The following is an 18,912-nucleotide window of genomic DNA, read 5'->3' on the forward strand; positions in this document are numbered from 1 at the left end:
GTCATGCCGCAAGGTATCCGGGACAAGGTCGCCATCCTCGGGATGGGCTGCAGCAAGTTCGGCGAGCGCTGGGACGCCGGGCCCGACGACCTGATGGTCGAGGCCTATCTGGAGGCCATGCAGGACGCCGGCGTCGAGCCGACCCAGCTGGACGCGGCCTGGTTCTCGACGCACATCGACGAGATCGGTTCGGGCAAGGGCGGCACGCCGCTGTCGATCGCCCTGCGCCTGCCCAACATCGCCGTGACCCGGGTCGAGAACTTCTGCGCTTCGGGCTCGGAAGCCTTCCGGGGCGCGGTCTACGCCGTGGCGGCGGGCGCGGCCGACATTGCCCTGGCCGTCGGCGTCGAGAAACTGAAGGACACCGGCTACGGCGGCCTGCCGGTCGCCAATCCTGGCACGCTCAGCCCTCAGGTCATGCCCAACGGCTCGGCGCCGGGCAACTTCGCCCAGCTGGCCAGCGCCTATCGCGCCAAGCACGGCGTCTCCAAGGACGACCTGAAGCGCGCGATCGCCCACGTCTCGGTCAAGAGCCACGTCAACGGCTCCAAGAATCCCAAGGCCCATCTGCGCAAGCCGATCACCGCCGAGCAGGCCTTGAACGCGCCCATGATCGCCGAGCCGCTGGGCCTGTTCGACTGCTGCGGCGTGTCCGACGGCGCGGCGGCGGCGATCGTCACCACGCCCGAGATCGCGCGGGCCCTTGGCAAGCGCGATCTCGTCACCGTCAAGGCCCTGCAGCTTTCGGTCTCGAACGGCTACGAGAGCCAGTACAACGGGTGGGACGGCAGCCACTTCCACACCGCCCGTATCGCCGCCGGCAAGGCCTACAAGGAGGCTGGCATCGAGCGGCCGCGCGAGCAGATCTCGATGATGGAGGTGCACGACTGCTTCTCGATCACCGAGCTGGTGACGATGGAAGACCTGTTCATCTCGGCGGAGGGCCAAGGCTGGCGCGACGTGCTGGACGGCTTCTACGACGCCGACGGCGGCATACCCTGCCAGATCGATGGCGGCCTCAAGTGCTTCGGCCATCCGATCGGCGCCTCGGGCCTGCGGATGCTCTACGAGATGTATCTGCAACTGCAGGGCCGGGCAGGTGAACGGCAACTGGCCAATCCGGTCTTCGGCATGACCCACAATCTGGGCGGAGCGCCGGCCAGCAACGTCTGCTCCGTGGCGATCATCGGTCAGGAAGGGGCGTAAGGAAAAGGGGCTTAAAGCCGCCTTGGCCTTGGTGTAACCCAGAGCTATGGGCGGTACGTTCAAAGGCTTCAAACGCTGGATCTTCGCGGGGCTGGCGCTGTTCCTGGCGCTGTTCCTGACGGCGGCCTTCGTGTTCCGTTACGATATTCTCAGCAACGCCCTGGACCCCAAGGTCCCATTCCTGACCTACCGTCCGCCGCCGGCCCCGGACTATGGCAAGCCCTCGTCCTGGGCGCTGCTGCCCGGCGCGGCCCACGCCAACCAGCCGGTCGACGTGTTCTTCCTCCACCCGACCACCTTCGACGGCGGCCGCGATTGGAACGGCGGCATCGACCAGCCCAAGGCCCAGCGGTTCCTGTCGCGGGTGGTGATCCCCAACTATGCCGGGCCGTTCGACCGCGTGGGCCGGGTGTTCGCGCCGCGCTACCGCCAGGCCAGCCTCTACACCTATCTGACCCTGCGCGACGACGCCCGCGATGCGCGTCGCTTCGCCTATGGCGATGTCCGGCTGGCCTTCAAGACCTATCTGTCGCGCTACGGCGAGGCGCGTCCGTTCATCATCGTCGGGGTGGAGCAGGGCGGTTCCCTGGCCGCGCGCCTGCTGCGCGAGGAGATCGCCACCGATCCAGACCTCAAGCGCCGCCTCGTCGCCGCCTATCTGATCGAGACGGTGGCCCCCGCCGACGAATACGGACCGAAGGCGGCGATCCCCGCCTGCGAACACAAGGGCGAGACCGGCTGCGTCGCGGCCTGGGCCTCGGCTCAGGAGGGAGACTTCCGCGCGGTCCAGGAACTGACCGGCCGTTCGCTGGTCTGGGATGGGACCGACCAACTGGTCAATCTCGAGCACCGCGCGCCGCTGTGCTTCAACCCGCTGCTGGGCGGGACCGGCCTGGAGCGCGCCCCGGCCAAGCTGAACCTCGGGGCGACCAACGCCACGGGCCTGGATTGGGGCGCGCGGCCGCCCTTCCTGCAACGACAGGTCTCGGCGCGCTGCGAGAACGGCCTGCTGCGCACCAGCAAGCCCAAGTCCAGCGCCCTGCGCGACAGCGGCTCTTGGGCCGATCGGCGCAAGGTCGACGCGTTCAATCTGTTCTACGCCGACCTTGAGGCCGACGCCCTGGCGCGCTCGGCGACGATGATCGGTCGCTCGCTAGCCGCCGTTCCCGCCGTCCCGCAAGGCCGCTAGGCCGCCATAGCTGGGCTGGTCGATGGCGATCTGGCCGATCGCCGTGGCCCGGAGGTGCGCCAGCAGGGCGGGATCGAGCGGATCGAGCGCGCCCTCGCGCAGGGCTTCGCAGAGCCTGGCGTTGAGCATGGCGAAGTCGCCAACTGCCCCGAGAAGGGCGCTGAGCCGATCGACGGCCTCGGCTTCCAGCGTTGCGCCCTGTTCGGCTTCACGCGCCAAGGTGGCGCGGGCGTTGTCGGCGACGCGGGCCAGGAAGGCTTGGCGCGCATCGCCTGGAAGGACGGCCTCTGCGTCGAAGGCGGCGACAGCCTCGGCCAATTCGGCGGCGGTAGGATGGCTGATCAAGAAAGCATGCCCATCGGGGCCTCCATCAGGGCCACGAGATCGATTTCGGCCTCGCTGGTTCGCCTGCCGATCATGGCGCGCTCGATCGAACGATCCTGGCCGGTGGCGAAGCTGGAATACATCATCAGGCACATGACCCCCCATTTGAGCGAGCCCAGGGCCTGCCAGAACCGCACCCGGTCCAGCGAAATTTCGCCGCCATGGCCAGCGAGCAGGTCGGCATAGTCGCCAAAGCCGCCGACAGGCTTCCGCCATTCGCCAAAGCGCCAGGAATTGACGCAGATCCAGCCGAGGTCTTCGGCTGGGTCGCCTAGGTGGGCCAGCTCCCAGTCCAGCACGCCGACCAGACCGCCCGTCGGGTGGATCATCAGATTGCCATTGCGAAAGTCGCCGTGAACCAGCACCGGCCGTTCGGGCGGCGGAGGTGCGATGGACTCAAGCCAGCGGAACGCCGCCTCCAGGATTGGTCGCTGGGCGCCCAACTGGTGATAGATCTCCTCGTACCGAGCCAGTTCGCCGCGCGCGTCGGAGGTGGCCAGGTCTGGCAGGCCCGCGGTCGGCACGGCGTGGATCCGCGCAAGCACCTCGCCGCAGCGGCGAGCCAAGCCGGGCCGAACCCCGGCGAAAGCCTGGTCGCGGACGATCCTCCGGCCCAAGGTCTCGCCCTCCAGCCGGCGCATGACATAGGCCTCGCCAAGGCCGTCCCTGGGCGCGCAGACCCGGACCACGCGGGGCGTCGGCGCCCCGGCCTGTTCAGCCGCGCGGATCAGGGCGGCCTCGGAGGCCAGGGACAGGGCGGTCTCGCGCATCGCCGCGCCGTCCGGCCGCCTGCGCAGGATCAGCGGCGTCCCATCGTCGAGATCGAAGGCCCAGGTTTCCAGGCTCGCGCCGCCGGACAAGCGGCGGGCGTTGACCGCCTCGGTCGCGGTCGGCGACAGGCGGGGAGCGAGGCGATCGAGAGCTGCGGCGACGTCCATGGAACGAGCTTCCAGCTTTCACCTTACGTCACGCAAGAGGCCCGCATCTTTACGGCGAGCCCGGCGCGCCTTACGCAACGAGGCTCAACTTCGCTCAGGATGTTCCATGCCTTCCGGTCTCGCCGCGCTGCTCGATGACGTCGCGGCCATCACCAAGCTCGCCGCCGCCTCGTTGGACGATGTCGGAGCCGCCGCGGGCAAGGCCGGGTCGAAGGCCGTGGGCGTGGTGGTCGACGACGCCGCGGTGACGCCGGGTTACGCCATGGGCTTCACGCCCGATCGCGAGTTGCCGATCGTCTGGAAGATCGCCGTCGGTTCGCTGCGCAACAAGCTGATCTTCCTGCTGCCGGGCGCCCTTTTGCTATCGGCCTTCGCGCCCTGGGCCGTGACGCCGATCCTGATGGTCGGCGGGGCCTATCTGGCCTTCGAGGCCACCGAGAAGATCCTTGAGGCCTTCACGCCCGAAGCCGAGGGCGAGGCGATCGAGGACCTGGCGCTCAGCGCGCCCGAACTTGAGAAGCAGAAGGTCGACGGCGCGATCCGCACCGACCTGATCCTGTCCGGCGAGATCATGGCCATAGCCCTGGCCGAAGTCGCGCATCTGGGTCTGGCGATGCAGGCGGTGGCGCTGGCCATCGTCGGCGTGCTGCTGACGGTCGTGGTCTATGGCGCGGTGGCGCTGATCGTGAAGATGGACGACATGGGCCTGCACCTGTCGCGCCGCGAGGCCAAGGGCGTGCAACGCTTCGGCCGCGGACTGGTCAAGGCCATGCCGTGGACCATGGAGGCGCTGACCGTGATCGGCACCGCCGCCATGCTGTGGGTCGGCGGCGGCATCATCGTCCACGGCCTGGAGAAGTTCCACCTGACCCCGATCCCGCGCTGGGTCGAGGGCTTCTCGCATTGGGCGCATGGCGTCCCTGGGATCGGCGCCGTCACGGGCTGGCTGGCCTTCGCCCTGGGCTCGGCCGTGGTGGGCCTGGCGATCGGCGGCGTCCTGGCCGGCGTCATGCACCTCTGGCATCACCGCAAGGGCGCGGCGGCGCATTAGGCGCTTGCTACCCCGCCTCGTTCAGCGGCGAGGCCGGTTTCCAGTCGAACAGTTCCTGCATCGTGCGCAGCGCCTGGCCGCGCGGCGAGGTCAGGTCCGGGTCGCGGGCGAGGATCAGCCGGGCGTCGTCGGCGGCCACGGCAATCAGGTAGCGGTGCGCCACGGGGTCGGCCAGGCGATAGGCCGGAAAGCCGCTCTGCTTGAGCCCCAGCGGGTCGCCGCCGCCGCGCAGCTCCAGGTCCTTCTCGGCGATCTCGAAGCCATCGTCGCTGCGGCGCAGGATGTCGAGGCGCTTTTGGGCCACCTCGGACAGCGGCGGATCGTAGAGCAGCACGCACGAGCTCTCGCGTGTGCCACGGCCGACGCGGCCGCGTAGCTGGTGCAGTTGGGCCAGACCGAAGCGGTCCGCGTGCTCGATGACCATGATGCTGGCGTTGGGGACATTGACCCCGACCTCGACCACGGTGGTGGCGACCAGAACGCTGACCTCGCCTTCGACGAAGCGCTGCATGACCGCGTCCTTCTCGGCGGCCGGCATCTGGCCGTGGACCAGGCCGACGCCGGGCAAGTGGCGGGCGAGGTCGACGGCGCGGTCCTCGGCGGCGCGCAGATCGACCTTGTCGGACTCCGAGACCAGCGGGCAGATCCAGAAAGCCTGGGCGCCGCCGGCGATGGCGCCGCGCAGGCGCTCGACGATCTCGGGCACGCGCGGAGTCGGCGCGGCGCGGGTGGCGACCGGCGTGCGGCCCGGGGGCTTCTCGTCGATGCGGGAAACGTCGAGGTCGCCGAAGACCGTGAGCTCCAGCGTGCGCGGGATCGGCGTGGCCGACATGGCTAGCAGGTGGACGCCCCAATCTTCATTGGAGGGCCCCTTGTCCTGCAGGCGTCGGCGCTCATTGACGCCGAAGCGGTGCTGCTCATCGATGATCGTCAGGGCCAGGCGGTCGAAGACGACGTCGTCCTGGAACAGGGCGTGGGTGCCGACGGCGACGTGGTGGGTTCCGTCCGCCAGGCCCAGAAGCTTGGCCGAACGGCTCGCGCCCTTGTCGCGGCCGGTCAGCAGGATCACCGACAGGCCCAGCGCCTGCAGCGGCGCGGCGATGGTCTCGTAGTGCTGGCGGGCCAGGATCTCGGTTGGGGCCATCAGGGCCGACTGGAGGCCGGCGCTGGCCGCGTCGGCCATGGCCAGCATGGCCACGACCGTTTTGCCCGAGCCGACATCGCCCTGCAGCAATCGGCTCATCCGCTCGCCGGAGGCGAGGTCGCCGCGAATCTCCGAGAGCGAACGGATCTGGGCGCCGGTCAGCTTGAACGGCAGGGCCTTCTCGGCGGCTTCGGACAGCGGGCCGGACGGGATGCGCGGGCCCGGCGTCGCGCGGCGCGAGGCCTTGCGCTGGGCCAGGGCCAACTGGTGGGCCAGCAGTTCATCATAGGCCAGGCGCCGGCGCGGCCGGGCCAGGGGCGAGAGGTCCGCTTCGCTGGCGGGCGCGTGCGCCGCCGCCAGGGCCTGGCGCCAGCCCGGCAGCTTCTCGCGCTCGCGCCAGGCGGCGTCCTGCCACTCGGGGAGTTCGGGCGCGCGACTCAAGGCTTCCAGGGCGAACTTGCGGAAGGTGCGCGAGGGCAGGCCGTGGGTGGCGGGGTAGACCGTCTCTATCTCGGGAATGTCGCCGGCGCGCTCGGCGTCGACGATGTAGTCCGGGTGGGCGATCTGCAGTTCCGAGGCGTAGCCGTCGGGCCGTTCCACCTTTCCGCTGACCGCACGGCGCGCGCCCTTGGGGTGCTGGCGCTCCAGGTGCGGGCCGTGGCCCTTGAACCAGATCAGGGTCAGAAAGCCGGTCCCATCCCAGGCGCGGATCTTCCAGGGCTGGCCCAGGCGGCTGGGCGGCTGATGCTGGTCGATGGTGACGATGAAGGTCTGGACTTGGCCCTCGACGGCCTGATCGACCGTGGTCATCGAGCGCCGGATCAGGCCCGTCGGCGCGGTGAACAGCACGTCGCGCACGATCGGGCCGGCCAGCTTCTCGACCAGCGGCGCGACGCGCGGGCCCACGCCCTTGAGCGTGGACACCGGGCTGAACAGGGGGAAGAGAATCTCCGGACGCATTGGGCGGAACAATATGCCGGTCGCGCGCCCGGAGGCAGCCCCTCGTGGCCGATCAGTCGGCTTGGTTCATCACGGGCTGAAGCGCGATCACGAGATCGGAATACTCATCCGCCCGCGAGGCGCCCGACACGTTCAGGCGGGTGTAGAGCCAGGTCGCGCCATGGCGGGCATAGGCTTCCGACCAGCGGGTCTTGGCGTCGATCAGGTTGTTGGCCTCACCGGCGAAAACCACCGCGCCCTTGGCGTCGACATAGACGTAGTTGCCGGCGATCGTAGTCGCCGGGTCGCCGTTCTCGGCCAGCTTGTAGCGGTAGACGGCGCCCGAGGCGCCCTTGAGTTCGATGTAAGGCTTCACGCTGTCCTCGCCATAAAAACCACCCGGCGTAGGGCTTTGGATTTAATCGTTAATCGCGCGCCTGAGCAGCGAGGCCGCCTACGCAATTCGCCTGACGCGCTAGCAGGACGTGAAGTGTCCCCTGGGCCAAATTATGGCTGGAGGACACCCGACCTGGCCAGGAACTTGCGGGTCCGCTCTTCGCGCGGGGAGGCAAGCAACTGACGGGAGGGTCCTTGCTCCACGATCACGCCGCCGTCCATGAAAATCGTCCGGTCCGCGACATCTCGGGCGAAGTCCATCTGGTGGGTGACGATGACCATGGTCCTTTTCTCGACGGCCAGATCGCGGATCACGGCCAGCACCTCGCCGACCAGTTCGGGGTCAAGGGCCGAGGTCGGCTCGTCGAACAGGATGACCTCAGGATCCATGGCCAGGGCGCGGGCGATGGCGCAGCGCTGCTGCTGGCCGCCGGACAGGGCGGCGGGATAGGCGTCGGCCCGGCCGCCCAGGCCGACCTTTTCCAGCAAGGCCAGGCCGCGCGCGCTCGCCTTGGCGGGATCCTCCTTGCGGACGACCACTGGCCCTTCGATGACGTTCTCGAGCGCCGTCCTGTGCGGAAACAGATTGAAGCTCTGGAAGACGAAGCCGACCCGGCCGTTCAGCGCCCTGGCCAGCGGGATCTTGCCGCCCACCGTCACGCCCGCGATGGTCAAGTCGCCGCCGGTCAGCGGCTCCAGGCCCGCCAGGCAGCGCAGCAGGGTGCTTTTGCCCGAGCCGCTGGGGCCGATGATCGCCACCACCTCGCCGGGAGTGACGGTCAGGTCTACGCCCGCCAGGACGGGCGTTTCGCCGAAGCTCTTTCTCAAGCCTCTGGCGTCGATCGCGCTCATCGGCGGCCCTCCGCGGCGCGGCGTTCCAACCGGCCCTGCACGGCCGCCAGCACGGTGGAGAGGATCCAGTAGATGGCCGCCGCGGCCAGGTACATGGTGAAGATCTCGTAGGTCCGGGCGGTAATCAGCTGAGCCTGGCGGAATAGCTCCGGCACCTGGATGGTGGCGGCCAGGGAGGTGTCCTTGACCAGACCGATGAAGCTGTTCGAAAGCGGCGCCACGGCGGTGCGGGCGGCCTGGGGCAGGATCACGCGACGCAGGGTCTGGCCGCGGCTCATGCCGAGCACGCTGGCGGCTTCCCATTGGCCCTTGTCGACGGCGTCGATGGCGCTGCGCAGGATCTCGCAGGAATAGGCCGCGACGTTCAGCGAGAAGCCGATGCCGGCGGCCGCGAGGGCAGGCATTTCGACGCCGAACTGAGGCAGGCCGTAGTAGATCAGAAAGAGCTGCACCAGCAGCGGCGTGCCCCGGAAGGCCGAGACATACACCGCCGCCGGCCAGCGCAGCAGGGGCGAGCGCGACAGGCGCATCAGGGCCAGGCCAAAGCCCAGCACGACCCCGATCCCCATGCCGATGACGCTGAGCAGGACGGTGTAGCCGGCGCCCTTCAGCAGCAGGGGCGCGGATTGGCGCAGCAGATCCAGACCCGTGTCCATGGCCTAGTGCGTCACGTCCATGCCGAACCACTGCCGCGAGATCGCCGACAGCTTGCCGCTGGCGCGCAGGGCCTCGATGGCCTGGTCGATGATCACCTTCAGGGCCGGGTCCTTCTTCATCGCCACGCCCGAGCCCTGGGCTGCGAACGGCGGGCCCGAGGCGACGAACTCCGGCGAGCTCTTGACGAAGTCGGCGGCGACCAGGCGGTCGTTCAGCACCGCGTCGATGCGGCCGGCGCGCAGGTCCTGGTACTTGGTGGGATCGTCGTCATAGGTGCGGATGTCGGCTTTTGGCACGTTGGTCCGCGCCCATTGCTCGTAATTGGTTCCGAGGCCGACGCCGACCTTCTTGCCGGAAAGATCCTCGGGCTTGTCCAGGCCGGGCTTGTCCTTGAGCTTGATGATCTGGATGCCCGAGACGGTGTAGGGCTCGGAGAAGTCATACTTGGCTTGGCGCTCGGGCGTGATGGTGATTTGGTTGATCACCACGTCGACGCGGCCCGATTCCAGCGCGCCCAACAGGCCCGCGAACGGAGCGGGCCGGAAATCGGGCTTCAGGCCCAGCTGCGCGGCCAGGGCCTTGGCGAAGTCGACCTCGAAGCCGGCCAGCTGGCCGTTCTTGTCCTGGAAATTGAACGGCGGATAGGTGCCCTCCAGGCCGATGCGCAGGGTCCCCGAGGCCTTGATCCTATCCCAGGCGCTGGCGCCAGCGTCCGGTTTCTTACCGCAGGCGGCGAGCAGGGCGAGGCCGAGACCGGACAGGACGGCGCGGCGGGCAGGGAATCGCATCGGACGAACCTTTGGGCGAAACAATCTGTCGCAGTTCTATACGGGCGAGCGCGCTTCGCCAGCCCGAACATGGCGAAGCTGGCGCGACCTGACCGCGAATTAAGCTGACGTGGACACGGACTCGGGGCCTGCTGCTCGGTTCATCCTGGTGAGGGGGAACATCATGGCGCAATTCGATCCGGCGGTCGCCACGGCCGCCTATCTGGCGCAGCTGCCGCCGGAGGCGCACGTCAAGGCGCAGCACTACACCCAGGGCGGCCACTGGCTGCTGCTGTGGGGCTTCATCGTCTCGGTGCTGGCGGCCTGGATCATCATCCGCACCGGCGTGCTGACCAAGGTCGAGCAAGGCCTCGAGCGCAAGAAGGGGCGGCCGTTCCTGGCCAGCTTCGTGGTCGCCGTCGTCTTTGTCGCCTTCACATGGCTGCTGGAGCTGCCCTGGTCGGTCTATTCCAACTGGTGGCGGCAGAAGCAGTATGGGCTGACAAGCCAGGCCTTCGGCGGCTGGCTGACCGAGAACCTGATGGGCACGGCGATCTCTGTCGTGTTCACCGCGCTGTTTCTGGCGCTGCTGTACGTGCTGATCCGACGGGCGCGGACTCTGTGGTGGCTGTGGGCCGGCGGGCTTACGGCGGGCTTCATCATCTTCGGCATGTTGATCGCGCCGATCTATGTCGAGCCGCTGTTCAACAAATACACGCCCGCGCCGCCCGGAGCCGTCCGCGACGAGGTGGTGGCTATGGCCAAGTCGGTCGGCGTCCCGAGCGACAAGATCTTCGTCTACGACGGCTCCAAGCAGTCCAACGCCTATACCGCCAACGTCTCGGGCCTGGGCGGCTCGGCGCGGGTGGCGATGAGCGACGTGATGTTCAAGAAGGGCGCTGACATCGCCGAGGTGCGCGGCGTCGTCGGTCACGAGATGGGCCACTACGCCCACCAGCACAGCCTGTGGATCACGGGCGTCTTCTCCGTGCTGGCGGTCATCGCCTTCTTTATCGTCGACCGAACCTTTCCGTGGTTCGCGCGGGCGCTGAACGCCAAGGGCGTGACCGGAGTCGCCGATCCGGCCGGCCTGCCCGTGCTGGCGGTGATCATGGCCGTGCTGGGCCTGATCGGCGGCCCGATCACCAACACCTTGGTCCGCGAGGTCGAGAGCGACGCCGACCGCTACAGCCTGGTGAACTTCAACGAGCCCGACGGCCTGGCCAAGGCGTTGGTCAAGACGATCGAGTACCGCGCCGCCACGCCCTCCAAGCTTGAAGAGGTGCTGTTCTATGACCATCCGGCCGTTGGCGTCCGCATCCGCCGCGCCATGGACTGGAAGGCGACACACCCGAAGCCTTGAGGCGCGAAAAAGCCCCGCGCCCTGTGGGCGCGGGGCTCCATTTCGTTGGGGCTAAGCGCGCTCAGCGCTTGCGGACGAACACCGTCCCGGCCGAATAGCCGGCGCCGAAGCTGCAGATCAGGCCCGTCTCGCCCGCCGCGAAGTCGTCGTTGGCGGTGTGGAAGGCGATGATCGAGCCGGCCGAGCTGGTGTTGGCGTACTCGTCGAGAATGATGACGTTCTCGCCCGGCGCGGGATCGCGGCCCAGCACCTTGCGGCCGATCATCTCGTTCATGTTGATGTTGGCTTGGTGCAGCCACAGGCGCTTCAGCGTCGCGGGATCGATACCGAGATCCGCCGCGTGTTCGACAATCATCTCGCTGACCATCGGCACGACCTCGCGGAACACCTTGCGGCCTTCTTGGACGAACAGCTTGTCCTTGGCGCCGATCCCTTCGGGCGCGGCGCGGTTGAGGAAGCCGAAGTTGTTGCGGATGTTGTTCGAGAACTGGGTCTTCAGGCGCGCGCCCAGGATTTCCCAGCCATCGGTCGCCTGGTCGGCGTTTTCGACGATCACGGCCGTCGCGACGTCGCCGAAGATGAAGTGGCTGTCGCGGTCCTTGAAGTTCAGGTGGCCCGAGCAGATCTCCGGATTGACCATCAGCACGGCCTTGGCGCTGCCGGTGGTCACGAAGTCGGCGGCGGTCTTGATGCCGAAGGTGGCCGACGAGCAGGCCACGTTCATGTCGAAGGCGAAGCCCTCGATCCCCAGAGCCTGCTGGATCTCAATGGCCATGGCCGGGTAGGGGCGCTGCATGTTCGAGGCGGCGCAGATCACCGCGCCGATCTCGCTGACCGGTTTGCCCCAGCGCTCGATCGCCTGCTTGGCCGCCTCGACCGCCATCTCGGCCAGGATTGACAGCGCCTCATTCGGTCGCTCGGGGATGACCGGGCGCATGATCTCTGGGTCGACGATTCCCGACTTGTTCATCACGAACCGCGATTTGATGCCCGAGGCCTTCTCGATGAATTCGGGCGAGGACGGGGCCAGGGCGACCACCTCGCCGGCCGCGATGGCCTCGGCGTTGGCGGCGTTGAAGCGCTCGACGAAGGTGTTGAAGGCCTCGACCAGCTCGGCGTTCGAAATGGAAAAGGGCGGGGTGTACAGCCCCGTGGCGGCGATGACGGCTTGCGGCAAGACGACGGTCCCGATGATGCGCGCGGACCTCGTCCTTGTTGGGGCGGGTCCGCGTTCTGACGCTTGTTTGACTCGTAGATAGCACGGATGGCGCGGGCGTCATCACCGTGGCTTTTAGGTCACGACACGGAATGGCCTCGAACGCGACCGTGAACCGCCGCATGGCCGCCGCGTTATCCGATTAGCAAGAGCTGGCTGAGGGTGCTGAAGACTACGAGTAGAATTGGAGTACAAGAATGAAGACTCTCATCACCGCTACCCTGATCGCTGGTTCGGTTCTCGCGATCCCGATGTTTGCCCAAGCCCAGAATTCGACCGAGGTCTATGGTTCTCTGAACTATGGCCAAACTCGGACCCGTGGCGCTGACACCGGCGCTATTCAAGGGCGTGTGGGCGCCAAGCTTACGCCCAATTTCGGTGTCGAGGCCGAGGCGGCCGGCGGCGTCGACGGCGACAAGGTCTATACCCCGGGCGGTCCGGCCTCGGTGAAGATGGAACACCAGGTCGCGGGCTACGCTGTCGGCTATCTGCCGGTGACCCCGAATCTCGATCTGCTGGCCCGCGCCGGCTATGGCACGACAAAGTTCAAGACCAACAATCCGGCCGCCGCGAGCTTCGACGGCAGCCACGACAGTTGGAACTATGGCGTCGGCGCCGAATACAAGTTCGACGACAAGAACGGCCTCCGCGCCGACTGGACCAAGTCCGAATATACCAAGAGCGATCTGAGCTCGAACACGATGTCGGTGGGCTACGTCCGCCGCTTCTAAGGCCGAGCGGTCCTCTTGACCTGAAGGACGGCGCGCCTCTCGCGGGGCGCGCCGTTTGCGTTCCGGCGATCTCGTGACGGCTTGACGACGGCCCGATGCTCGGCAATCTGAACGGTAATAAGTTTCGGGGGGATGCGTCGGTCTTGGACAAGGCGCTGTTGATTCAGCTGGGCGGCTCGATAGCCGCCGTGGCTCTGCTTGTGGCGTTCGCGGCATGGATGGGGGTGGCGAGAGCGACCCCGCCGCTTGATGCCGAGGCCGCCCGCGCCTTGGTGGCGCTCGAATTTCCCGATCACAAGCCAGACGCTGTCTGGATCGCCGCGGACGGCGCGGGGGTCATCGCCCGCGAGGGGGACCTGGCGCTGGTGCTCTACCGGCGCGGCGACAGCTATGTCGCCCGCGATCTGCCCTGGAGCGTGATCGCGGGCCTGAAGCCGACGAACGGACGTCTGCCTGTGCGCCTGGGCGACGCCCGTCCCGTGTTCGCCGTCAATGACGACGTCTGGCCGCCGAAGGAGCTCGCCTGATGCTGAAAGCCCCTTTCGACCCCGTCCAGTTGGCTATCCCGTTCTTCGTGCTGGCCATCGTCCTGGAAATCCTGGTCGGCCGCTTCGGCAAGGCAAAGGCCAACTACGAAACGCGCGACACGGCCGTCTCGCTGTCGATGGGCTTCGGCAGCACCGTGGCCGGCCTGCTGTTCGGCGGGGTGGTGTTCGCCACGACCGTGTGGGTCTGGCATCATCGTATTTTCACCATCCCGATGACCGCCGTCTGGGCGTGGGTCGCCGTCTTCCTGCTCGAGGACTTGACCTACTACTGGTTCCACCGCCTGTCGCATGAGCGGCGCGTCTGGTGGGCCAGCCACGTCAACCACCACACCTCGACCCACTATAACCTGTCGACTGCGCTGCGGCAGACCTGGACCGGCGGGGTCGCCGGCACCTGGCTGTTGTGGCTGCCGCTGTCGTTCCTCGGCTTCCCGCCGGCCATGGTGGCGATCCAGAAGGGCGTCAGCCTTGTCTACCAGTTCTGGATCCACACCGAGGCGATCAAGCGCATGCCGCGCTGGTTCGAGGCGGTCTTCAACACGCCCTCGCATCACCGCGTGCACCACGCCCGCAACGCCCGCTATCTGGACGCCAACTACGCTGGCATCCTGATCATCTGGGACCGCCTGTTCGGCACCTTCGTGCCCGAGACAGACGAGGAGCCCTGCCGCTACGGGACGGTGAAGAACCTCGGCAACTTCAACCTGTTTCACAACGTCTTCCACGAGTGGATCGGCATCGGCAAGGACGTGGCGGGTTCCAAGTCGCCTCGCGAAGCCCTGGGCTACGTGTTCGGTCCGCCCGGCTGGAGCCCCGACGGCTCGCGCGACACTTCCCATACGCTGAAGGCCAAATGGCGGGCGCGGTTGGAGGCGGAAGGCTCTCCGCCGCAATAAAGCCTCACTGTGGCGGGCTGATCTGGGGTTGAGTGGCGTTCCTCCCCGAAATTTCGCACGGAGAGCCCTGATGCCCCGGCTTGGCTTGCTGCTGGCGGCCCTGTTCGTCGTCGTGATGGCCCCGGCCGCGTGGGCTGACGGTCAGGTCCGCGACCTGACGCTCGCGTCCAAGGCCTTCGACGGCGCCAAGATCGGTCTTGGCGGCGAGCGGCGCGTGAAGGTCTATCTGCCGGACGGCTACGAGACATCCGGGCGGCGTTATCCGGTCGTCTACTACCTGCACAACCTGTTCGAGGACGAGCGGACAGCGTTCGATCGCGACGGCCTTGGACGATTGCTGGACCAGGCGATCGCGGCTCAGGTCGTTCCGCCGGTCATCGTGGTCGCGGCCGACTTCAGCACCCCGTTGGGCAGCTCGATCTACACCAGTTCGCCGGTCACCGGCCGCTGGGACGATTTCCTGGCCGTCGAGCTGGTCGGCTGGACCGACCGGAATTTTCGCACCGTGGCCAAGCGTGAGGCGAGGGGTCTGGCTGGCGATCGGATGGGCGGCTACGGCGCGATCGCCATGGGGATGCGTCACGCCGACGTGTTCGGCGCCGTCTATGCGCTGCATCCGGTCGGCGCGGGGCTTGGCTTGCAGCCGATGTGGTCGCGGCCCAATTTCGAGCTCCTGCAGAACGCCAAGTCGCTGGACGATCTGAAGCGCGACCCGTTCTCGCAACTGTTCACCGCCATTTACCAGGCGCACCTGCCCAATCCGGACAAGCCGCCGCTTTACGCCGATCTTCCGGCGCGCAAGGTCGACGGCCGGATCGAGGTTGATGCGGCGATGGCGAGAAAACTGACCGACAGCTTTCTGTTGGATCACCAGGCGCCGCGTTATGCCGAGAATCTGCGGACTCTGCGCGGTCTGAAGTTCGACTGGGGGCGAGATGACCCCAATCCGGACCACGTCATATCGAATCAGGCTCTTTCGCGCCTGCTGACGGAATTTGGGGTGCCGCACGAGGCCGAGGAATATGTTGGCGGCTGGGGCGACCGAACCTGGGGCGAGACCGGGCGAGTCTACACCGCCATGCTGCCGTTCTTCGCGCGCACCCTGGTCACCGACCAGGGGGAGCCTGGCGAACCGTCACGTCGACCGTGATCCGGCGCACGGCGCCGTCGGGGGAAGCGCCTTGCAGCACCAGCCGGTCATGACCGACATAGCCGGCGGCGGCTGTGTAGTAGGCCTGGTGGCCGGGCACCTTGTGGGCGTTGCAGGCCGAGCGGGGATTGGCTGGCGGGAACGCGGCGAAATAAGGTTCGTCCCTTATCGTCGCCAAGCCGTGCGCCGGCGGTTCCAGCAGGGTCAGGGTCGCGCCGGGCTCGTGAACCGAGCAGTCGGGATCGATGGCGGTGTTGGCCCAGACGCGGATGGGAGTGCTGCCGATGGCGGCCTTGGCGATATGCAGCTTCTGATAGCCGGAGGCCGGTTCGACATGAGCGACCGTGACCTGGTAGCGCGCCGTTTGCGCGGACACGCCCGTCGCGACCGTGGCGCTGGCGATCGCCAGCATGAACAGCTTGAACCGCATGACCGACTATCTCCCTGACGTCGATGGCGGAAGGCTGGGCGTGGTTCGTTGCGCCGTGATTGCGGGGCGGAAACGGTTGCGCCTCAATCCCGCAGGAGGGGCAGCGACAATCCCATCGCCTGGCGGGTCTCCAGCATTTCCCGGCGGAAGCGGAACAGCTCGGCCGGGCGGCCGCCGGTCTCGGCGTCGAGGCGTCCCAGACCCTCGACCAGCTCTTCGCGCTCGACGACGCGGCGGAAGTTCTGCTTGTGCAGCGGCACGCCGGCGATGGCCTCGACCGTGCGCTGCAGCGTCGAGAGGGTGAACTCCTCGGGCGTCAGCTCGAACACCACGGGGCGGTATTTGATCTTGCCGCGCAGGCGCGAGAGGCCCGTCGCCAGGATCCGTCTGTGATCCGAGATCATCGGCTCGCCCAAGGCCGCCGACAGGGCCTGAGGCTCGGCCGGGTCGTGCCCCTCGGCGCGGGCGACGTCGCGGGCGGCTTCCGGGGCGAGACCGGCTTCGTAGAGCAGCTCGTAGCGCTCCAGCACACGTTCCTCGTTCCACGGCGCGCCGTCCAGGGCGAAGGCCAGGCGCGCGCGCGACCACTTGGCGGCGTCGTCGGCGGCCCAGCGTTTCAGGGCCGGGGCGATGGCTTCGTCGAGCAGGGCGGGGCGGCCGTTGCGCCAGTCTTCCCATGGAAAGAAGCGGGTCCACGGAGCCCAGGCGGTGTCGGGGGCGTCGGTGTCGACCGCCTTGGGCGTCAGGCCCAGATAGCCGACCGAGACCACGCGCGCCGCGCCGGCCCCGACCTCGGCGCGCGGGGCGTCGCGGCCCTTGTCGCCGAAGGTGTAGAGCTGTTCGACATAGCCCAGCTGAAACCGGGTCTGGGCGGTCACGAAGGCTCGAAGGCCCAGCTCGAAGGTGCGGTGCGCCTCCGGATCGAACGGACCGAACGGCAGACCCGAGAGCGGCGAGGCGATATCGGTGATCGCGTCATGCGGTCGCACGGTCAGGACGACGGCCTCGCCGTCGCGGATCGCGACGACCACCGCCGACAGGCCGATGACGACCGAGGTGCTCATGCGGGGGGCGCTCACTCTGTCTCGAACGCCGCGCCCGGAGCAGACTCGAAGCCGGCCGCCCGCGATAGCACATGGAAGCGCTGAACGTAGCGGGCCTGAGCCTCGAACGGCGGCTGCGGCGTGATCGTCAAATCGTAGCCAGCCGGCGGCGCGCCGAAGATCGCCAGGGACTCCGCGTGTTCGAAGCCCGCCAGCTGGGTGGCCTCGAAGAAGGCGCAGGCGCGGTCGGCCTGCTTGATCAGTTTCTTGATCGGGGCGGGGGTCTTCACGGGCAAGCCGAAGCGGATGTGGATGGCGTCTTCCAGCCTAGCCTCGAAATCCTTGTAGCTCACCCCCAGCGCCGCCTTGAACGGGCTGATCATGTCGCCAATCACGTATTCGCTGGCGTCATGCAGCAGAGCGGCGAGGCGCCAGCGCGGTTCCAGGTCGGGCTTGATGTGCGCGGCGATCTCCTCGACCACCAGGCTGTGCTGGGCCACCGAGAAGCCGTGGTCGCCGACGGTCTGGCCATTCCATCGCGCGACGCGGGCGAGGCCGTGGGCGATATCCTCGATCTCGATATCCATCGGCGACGGATCGAGCAGGTCGAGCCGACGTCCGGAAAGCATTCTTTGCCAGGCACGGGGCGGTCCGCCCCTATGCAGCCCTTTGGCCACGAGATCGTTCCTTACGGTGAAGGTGGTTGACTGGCCTATCGATTGAGAAAGATCAATGTGGCCGTCGTCGTCATCTGTGGAAATGCCCTTGAAGGGAGTTCGATCATGAGTTGGGCGAGAATCATGGTCCCGCTGGCCGGGACTCCGAACGACAAGGGCGTGTTGACCGCCGCCGCGGCCCTGGCGGGTGCGTTTCAGGCCGAGCTGGCTTGCGTCCACGCCCCGGCCGACATGGCCGACCTGATGCCGTGGATGGGCGAAGGGTTCATGGGCGGGGTGCAGGTTACGGCGCTTGAAAGCCTGAAGGAGGCCGCCCAGGAAGGCGCGCGCGCCTGCGGCAAGCTGGCGGCCGAGACCGGCTATTCGCGCACGCGAGTGATCAGCCTGGAGTCTCCGGTCTGGGCCGGTCTGGCCATGGAAGGCCGCCTTTCGGACGTCATCGTGTTCGACGACGCCTCGGCGCGCGGCAAGGGGCCGCTGGCGGAATCGTTCCAGCAACTGGTGGCTGACGAGCAGCGCCCGACGCTGGTCGCCCGCCCGGGTTTCACGGTCGACGGCGTGGCTCTGGTCGCCTGGGACGGCGGCAAGGAGGCTAGCCGCGCCGTGCGTACGGCCATGCCGTTGCTGCAGAAAGCCAGCTCGGTGATCGTCGCCGGCGCGCCGAACGCCTCGTCGCGGGCCTTCGAACTGGAGCGTCTGGTCGAGTTCTTGGGCGCTCGCGGCGTCAAGGCGACCGTCAAGATTCTGGAGGGGGGCAACGACGCGGCCGGCCTGCTGCTGGGCGCGGCCAAGGACACCGGCGCGAACCTCCTGGTCGCCGGGGCGTTTGGTCATCCCAGGCTGCAGGAGTTCATTTTCGGGGGCACCACCCGTACGCTGCTGAACAGCGACGGGCCTTCCCTGTTCCTGTCGCACTAGGACGCTGAAATTTTCTCAGAAGAAAGGAGACCTCGAATGTCTCTGTCACGCATCATCATGCGCCTTGCGCGCAATCCTGGCACCGAATTCGCCGGCGGCGACGACCACCGCGGCTACGCCCTGACCGCGCCTCTGACCGAGGATGGACACATCGACGAGGGCGAATACGCCAAGGTCAAGGGCGCTTGCAGCGTGCGTCGCTTCGCGCCCGACGAGGACGCTGTGGATGGCCGCCTGAACAGGCGCGGGACACGCTGGTTCTTTGATTATGACGACCAGGATAGCGCCGACGACGAGCCGCTCCACCGCCTTGGCGAACACCGCTTCGCCCTTGGCGAATATGTCACCGTCACCGACGAGGACGGCCGTCCGCTGACCTACAAGGTGATGGAGGTCGCGCCAGTAGAGGCGTAGGAG

20 protein-coding genes and 1 pseudogene are annotated in these 18,912 nt (G+C 67.7%); 10 read left to right on the forward strand and 11 right to left on the reverse strand.

All coding sequences use genetic code 11. The features are described from left to right. The first annotated feature begins 3 nt into the window (after positions 1-3). On the forward strand, positions 4-1,206 hold the full coding sequence (locus tag EIK80_RS17670; RefSeq protein WP_125158338.1) for an acetyl-CoA acetyltransferase: 1,203 nt from the start codon (positions 4-6) through the stop codon (positions 1,204-1,206). A 46-nt stretch (positions 1,207-1,252) separates the two neighbouring features. Next, a complete protein-coding gene (locus EIK80_RS17675) occupies positions 1,253-2,395 on the forward strand; it encodes a DUF3089 domain-containing protein (RefSeq protein ID WP_125158339.1) in 1,143 nt (380 codons plus the stop codon). On the opposite strand, the gene EIK80_RS17680 is transcribed toward EIK80_RS17675, so the two are convergent. Both EIK80_RS17680 and EIK80_RS17685 read right to left on the reverse strand, forming a co-directional pair. Beyond that, the gene (locus EIK80_RS17680) at positions 2,360-2,740 is read right to left on the reverse strand and encodes a DUF6285 domain-containing protein (RefSeq protein ID WP_125158340.1); all 381 of its coding nucleotides are present in this window, start codon (positions 2,738-2,740) and stop codon (positions 2,360-2,362) included. The two genes, EIK80_RS17675 and EIK80_RS17680, sit on opposite strands and share 36 nt — an antisense overlap. After that, positions 2,737-3,717: a phosphotransferase family protein gene (locus EIK80_RS17685; protein WP_125158341.1), complete on the reverse strand. Its 981-nt coding sequence runs from the start codon at positions 3,715-3,717 to the stop codon at positions 2,737-2,739. Before EIK80_RS17685 ends, EIK80_RS17680 begins: the two co-directional genes overlap by 4 nt. A 106-nt stretch (positions 3,718-3,823) precedes the next feature. Here EIK80_RS17685 and EIK80_RS17690 point away from each other — a divergent pair, with 106 nt between their 5' ends. Continuing rightward, complete coding sequence (locus EIK80_RS17690; RefSeq protein WP_125158342.1) at positions 3,824-4,768, forward strand: DUF808 domain-containing protein; 945 nt, start codon at positions 3,824-3,826, stop codon at positions 4,766-4,768. A gap of 7 nt (positions 4,769-4,775) precedes the next feature. Here EIK80_RS17690 and recG read toward each other — a convergent pair whose 3' ends face one another. The 5 genes from recG to tcyJ all read right to left on the reverse strand — a co-directional run bounded on the left by recG (position 4,776) and on the right by tcyJ (position 9,544). Beyond that, positions 4,776-6,872, reverse strand: a complete 2,097-nt coding sequence (gene recG / locus EIK80_RS17695) for an ATP-dependent DNA helicase RecG (RefSeq protein ID WP_125158343.1) — start codon at positions 6,870-6,872, stop codon at positions 4,776-4,778. 52 nt (positions 6,873-6,924) lie between these two features. Beyond that, positions 6,925-7,227, reverse strand: coding sequence for a hypothetical protein (locus EIK80_RS17700; RefSeq protein ID WP_125158344.1), 303 nt, complete (start codon positions 7,225-7,227; stop codon positions 6,925-6,927). Between the two features lie 131 nt (positions 7,228-7,358). Then, positions 7,359-8,099, reverse strand: a complete 741-nt coding sequence (locus EIK80_RS17705) for an amino acid ABC transporter ATP-binding protein (protein ID WP_125158345.1) — start codon at positions 8,097-8,099, stop codon at positions 7,359-7,361. Then, positions 8,096-8,755, reverse strand: a complete 660-nt coding sequence (gene tcyL, locus EIK80_RS17710) for a cystine ABC transporter permease (RefSeq protein WP_125158346.1) — start codon at positions 8,753-8,755, stop codon at positions 8,096-8,098. Before tcyL ends, EIK80_RS17705 begins: the two co-directional genes overlap by 4 nt. 3 nt (positions 8,756-8,758) lie before the next feature. After that, positions 8,759-9,544, reverse strand: coding sequence for a cystine ABC transporter substrate-binding protein (tcyJ, locus tag EIK80_RS17715; protein ID WP_125158347.1), 786 nt, complete (start codon positions 9,542-9,544; stop codon positions 8,759-8,761). Between the two features lie 163 nt (positions 9,545-9,707). Between tcyJ and EIK80_RS17720 the strand changes: the two genes are divergently transcribed. Further along, positions 9,708-10,886 carry a M48 family metallopeptidase gene (locus EIK80_RS17720; protein WP_199743531.1) on the forward strand — a complete coding sequence of 393 codons (1,179 nt, stop codon included), beginning with the start codon at positions 9,708-9,710 and terminating at the stop codon, positions 10,884-10,886. Between the two features lie 61 nt (positions 10,887-10,947). On the opposite strand, the gene EIK80_RS17725 is transcribed toward EIK80_RS17720, so the two are convergent. Continuing rightward, the gene (locus tag EIK80_RS17725) at positions 10,948-12,063 is read right to left on the reverse strand and encodes a beta-ketoacyl-ACP synthase III (RefSeq protein ID WP_125158348.1); all 1,116 of its coding nucleotides are present in this window, start codon (positions 12,061-12,063) and stop codon (positions 10,948-10,950) included. Between the two features lie 236 nt (positions 12,064-12,299). Between EIK80_RS17725 and EIK80_RS17730 the strand changes: the two genes are divergently transcribed. From EIK80_RS17730 to EIK80_RS17745, 4 genes are all read left to right on the forward strand, one after another. Continuing rightward, positions 12,300-12,833, forward strand: coding sequence for a porin family protein (locus tag EIK80_RS17730; RefSeq protein ID WP_125158349.1), 534 nt, complete (start codon positions 12,300-12,302; stop codon positions 12,831-12,833). Between the two features lie 143 nt (positions 12,834-12,976). Then, complete coding sequence (locus tag EIK80_RS17735) at positions 12,977-13,360, forward strand: hypothetical protein (protein ID WP_199743542.1); 384 nt, start codon at positions 12,977-12,979, stop codon at positions 13,358-13,360. Further along, positions 13,360-14,277, forward strand: a complete 918-nt coding sequence (locus EIK80_RS17740; protein ID WP_125158351.1) for a sterol desaturase family protein — start codon at positions 13,360-13,362, stop codon at positions 14,275-14,277. Before EIK80_RS17735 ends, EIK80_RS17740 begins: the two co-directional genes overlap by 1 nt. Before the next feature lie 70 nt (positions 14,278-14,347). Further along, the gene (locus tag EIK80_RS17745; RefSeq protein WP_125158352.1) at positions 14,348-15,427 is read left to right on the forward strand and encodes an alpha/beta hydrolase family protein; all 1,080 of its coding nucleotides are present in this window, start codon (positions 14,348-14,350) and stop codon (positions 15,425-15,427) included. On the opposite strand, the gene EIK80_RS17750 is transcribed toward EIK80_RS17745, so the two are convergent. The 3 genes and pseudogenes from EIK80_RS17750 to EIK80_RS17760 form a co-directional block, all read right to left on the reverse strand. Next, positions 15,384-15,857, reverse strand: a complete 474-nt coding sequence (locus EIK80_RS17750) for a hypothetical protein (protein WP_125158353.1) — start codon at positions 15,855-15,857, stop codon at positions 15,384-15,386. The genes EIK80_RS17745 and EIK80_RS17750 overlap by 44 nt on opposite strands. 83 nt (positions 15,858-15,940) lie before the next feature. Further along, a pseudogene (locus EIK80_RS17755) lies at positions 15,941-16,994 on the reverse strand (NAD regulator). Beyond that, on the reverse strand, positions 16,933-17,577 hold the full coding sequence (locus EIK80_RS17760) for a YfbR-like 5'-deoxynucleotidase (RefSeq protein WP_125158354.1): 645 nt from the start codon (positions 17,575-17,577) through the stop codon (positions 16,933-16,935). The pseudogene EIK80_RS17755 and the gene EIK80_RS17760 overlap by 62 nt, the downstream one beginning before the upstream one ends. Positions 17,578-17,682: 105 nt before the next feature. Here EIK80_RS17760 and EIK80_RS17765 point away from each other — a divergent pair, with 105 nt between their 5' ends. Together EIK80_RS17765 and EIK80_RS17770 are read left to right on the forward strand one after the other, a co-directional pair. Next, positions 17,683-18,495, forward strand: a complete 813-nt coding sequence (locus EIK80_RS17765) for a universal stress protein (protein ID WP_125158355.1) — start codon at positions 17,683-17,685, stop codon at positions 18,493-18,495. Positions 18,496-18,531: 36 nt separating this feature from the next. After that, positions 18,532-18,909 carry a hypothetical protein gene (locus EIK80_RS17770; protein WP_125158356.1) on the forward strand — a complete coding sequence of 126 codons (378 nt, stop codon included), beginning with the start codon at positions 18,532-18,534 and terminating at the stop codon, positions 18,907-18,909. The last annotated feature ends 3 nt before the right edge of the window (positions 18,910-18,912 follow it).

It is taken from the genome of Caulobacter sp. 602-1, assembly GCF_003931565.1.
In the GTDB taxonomy this organism is placed as follows: domain Bacteria; phylum Pseudomonadota; class Alphaproteobacteria; order Caulobacterales; family Caulobacteraceae; genus Caulobacter.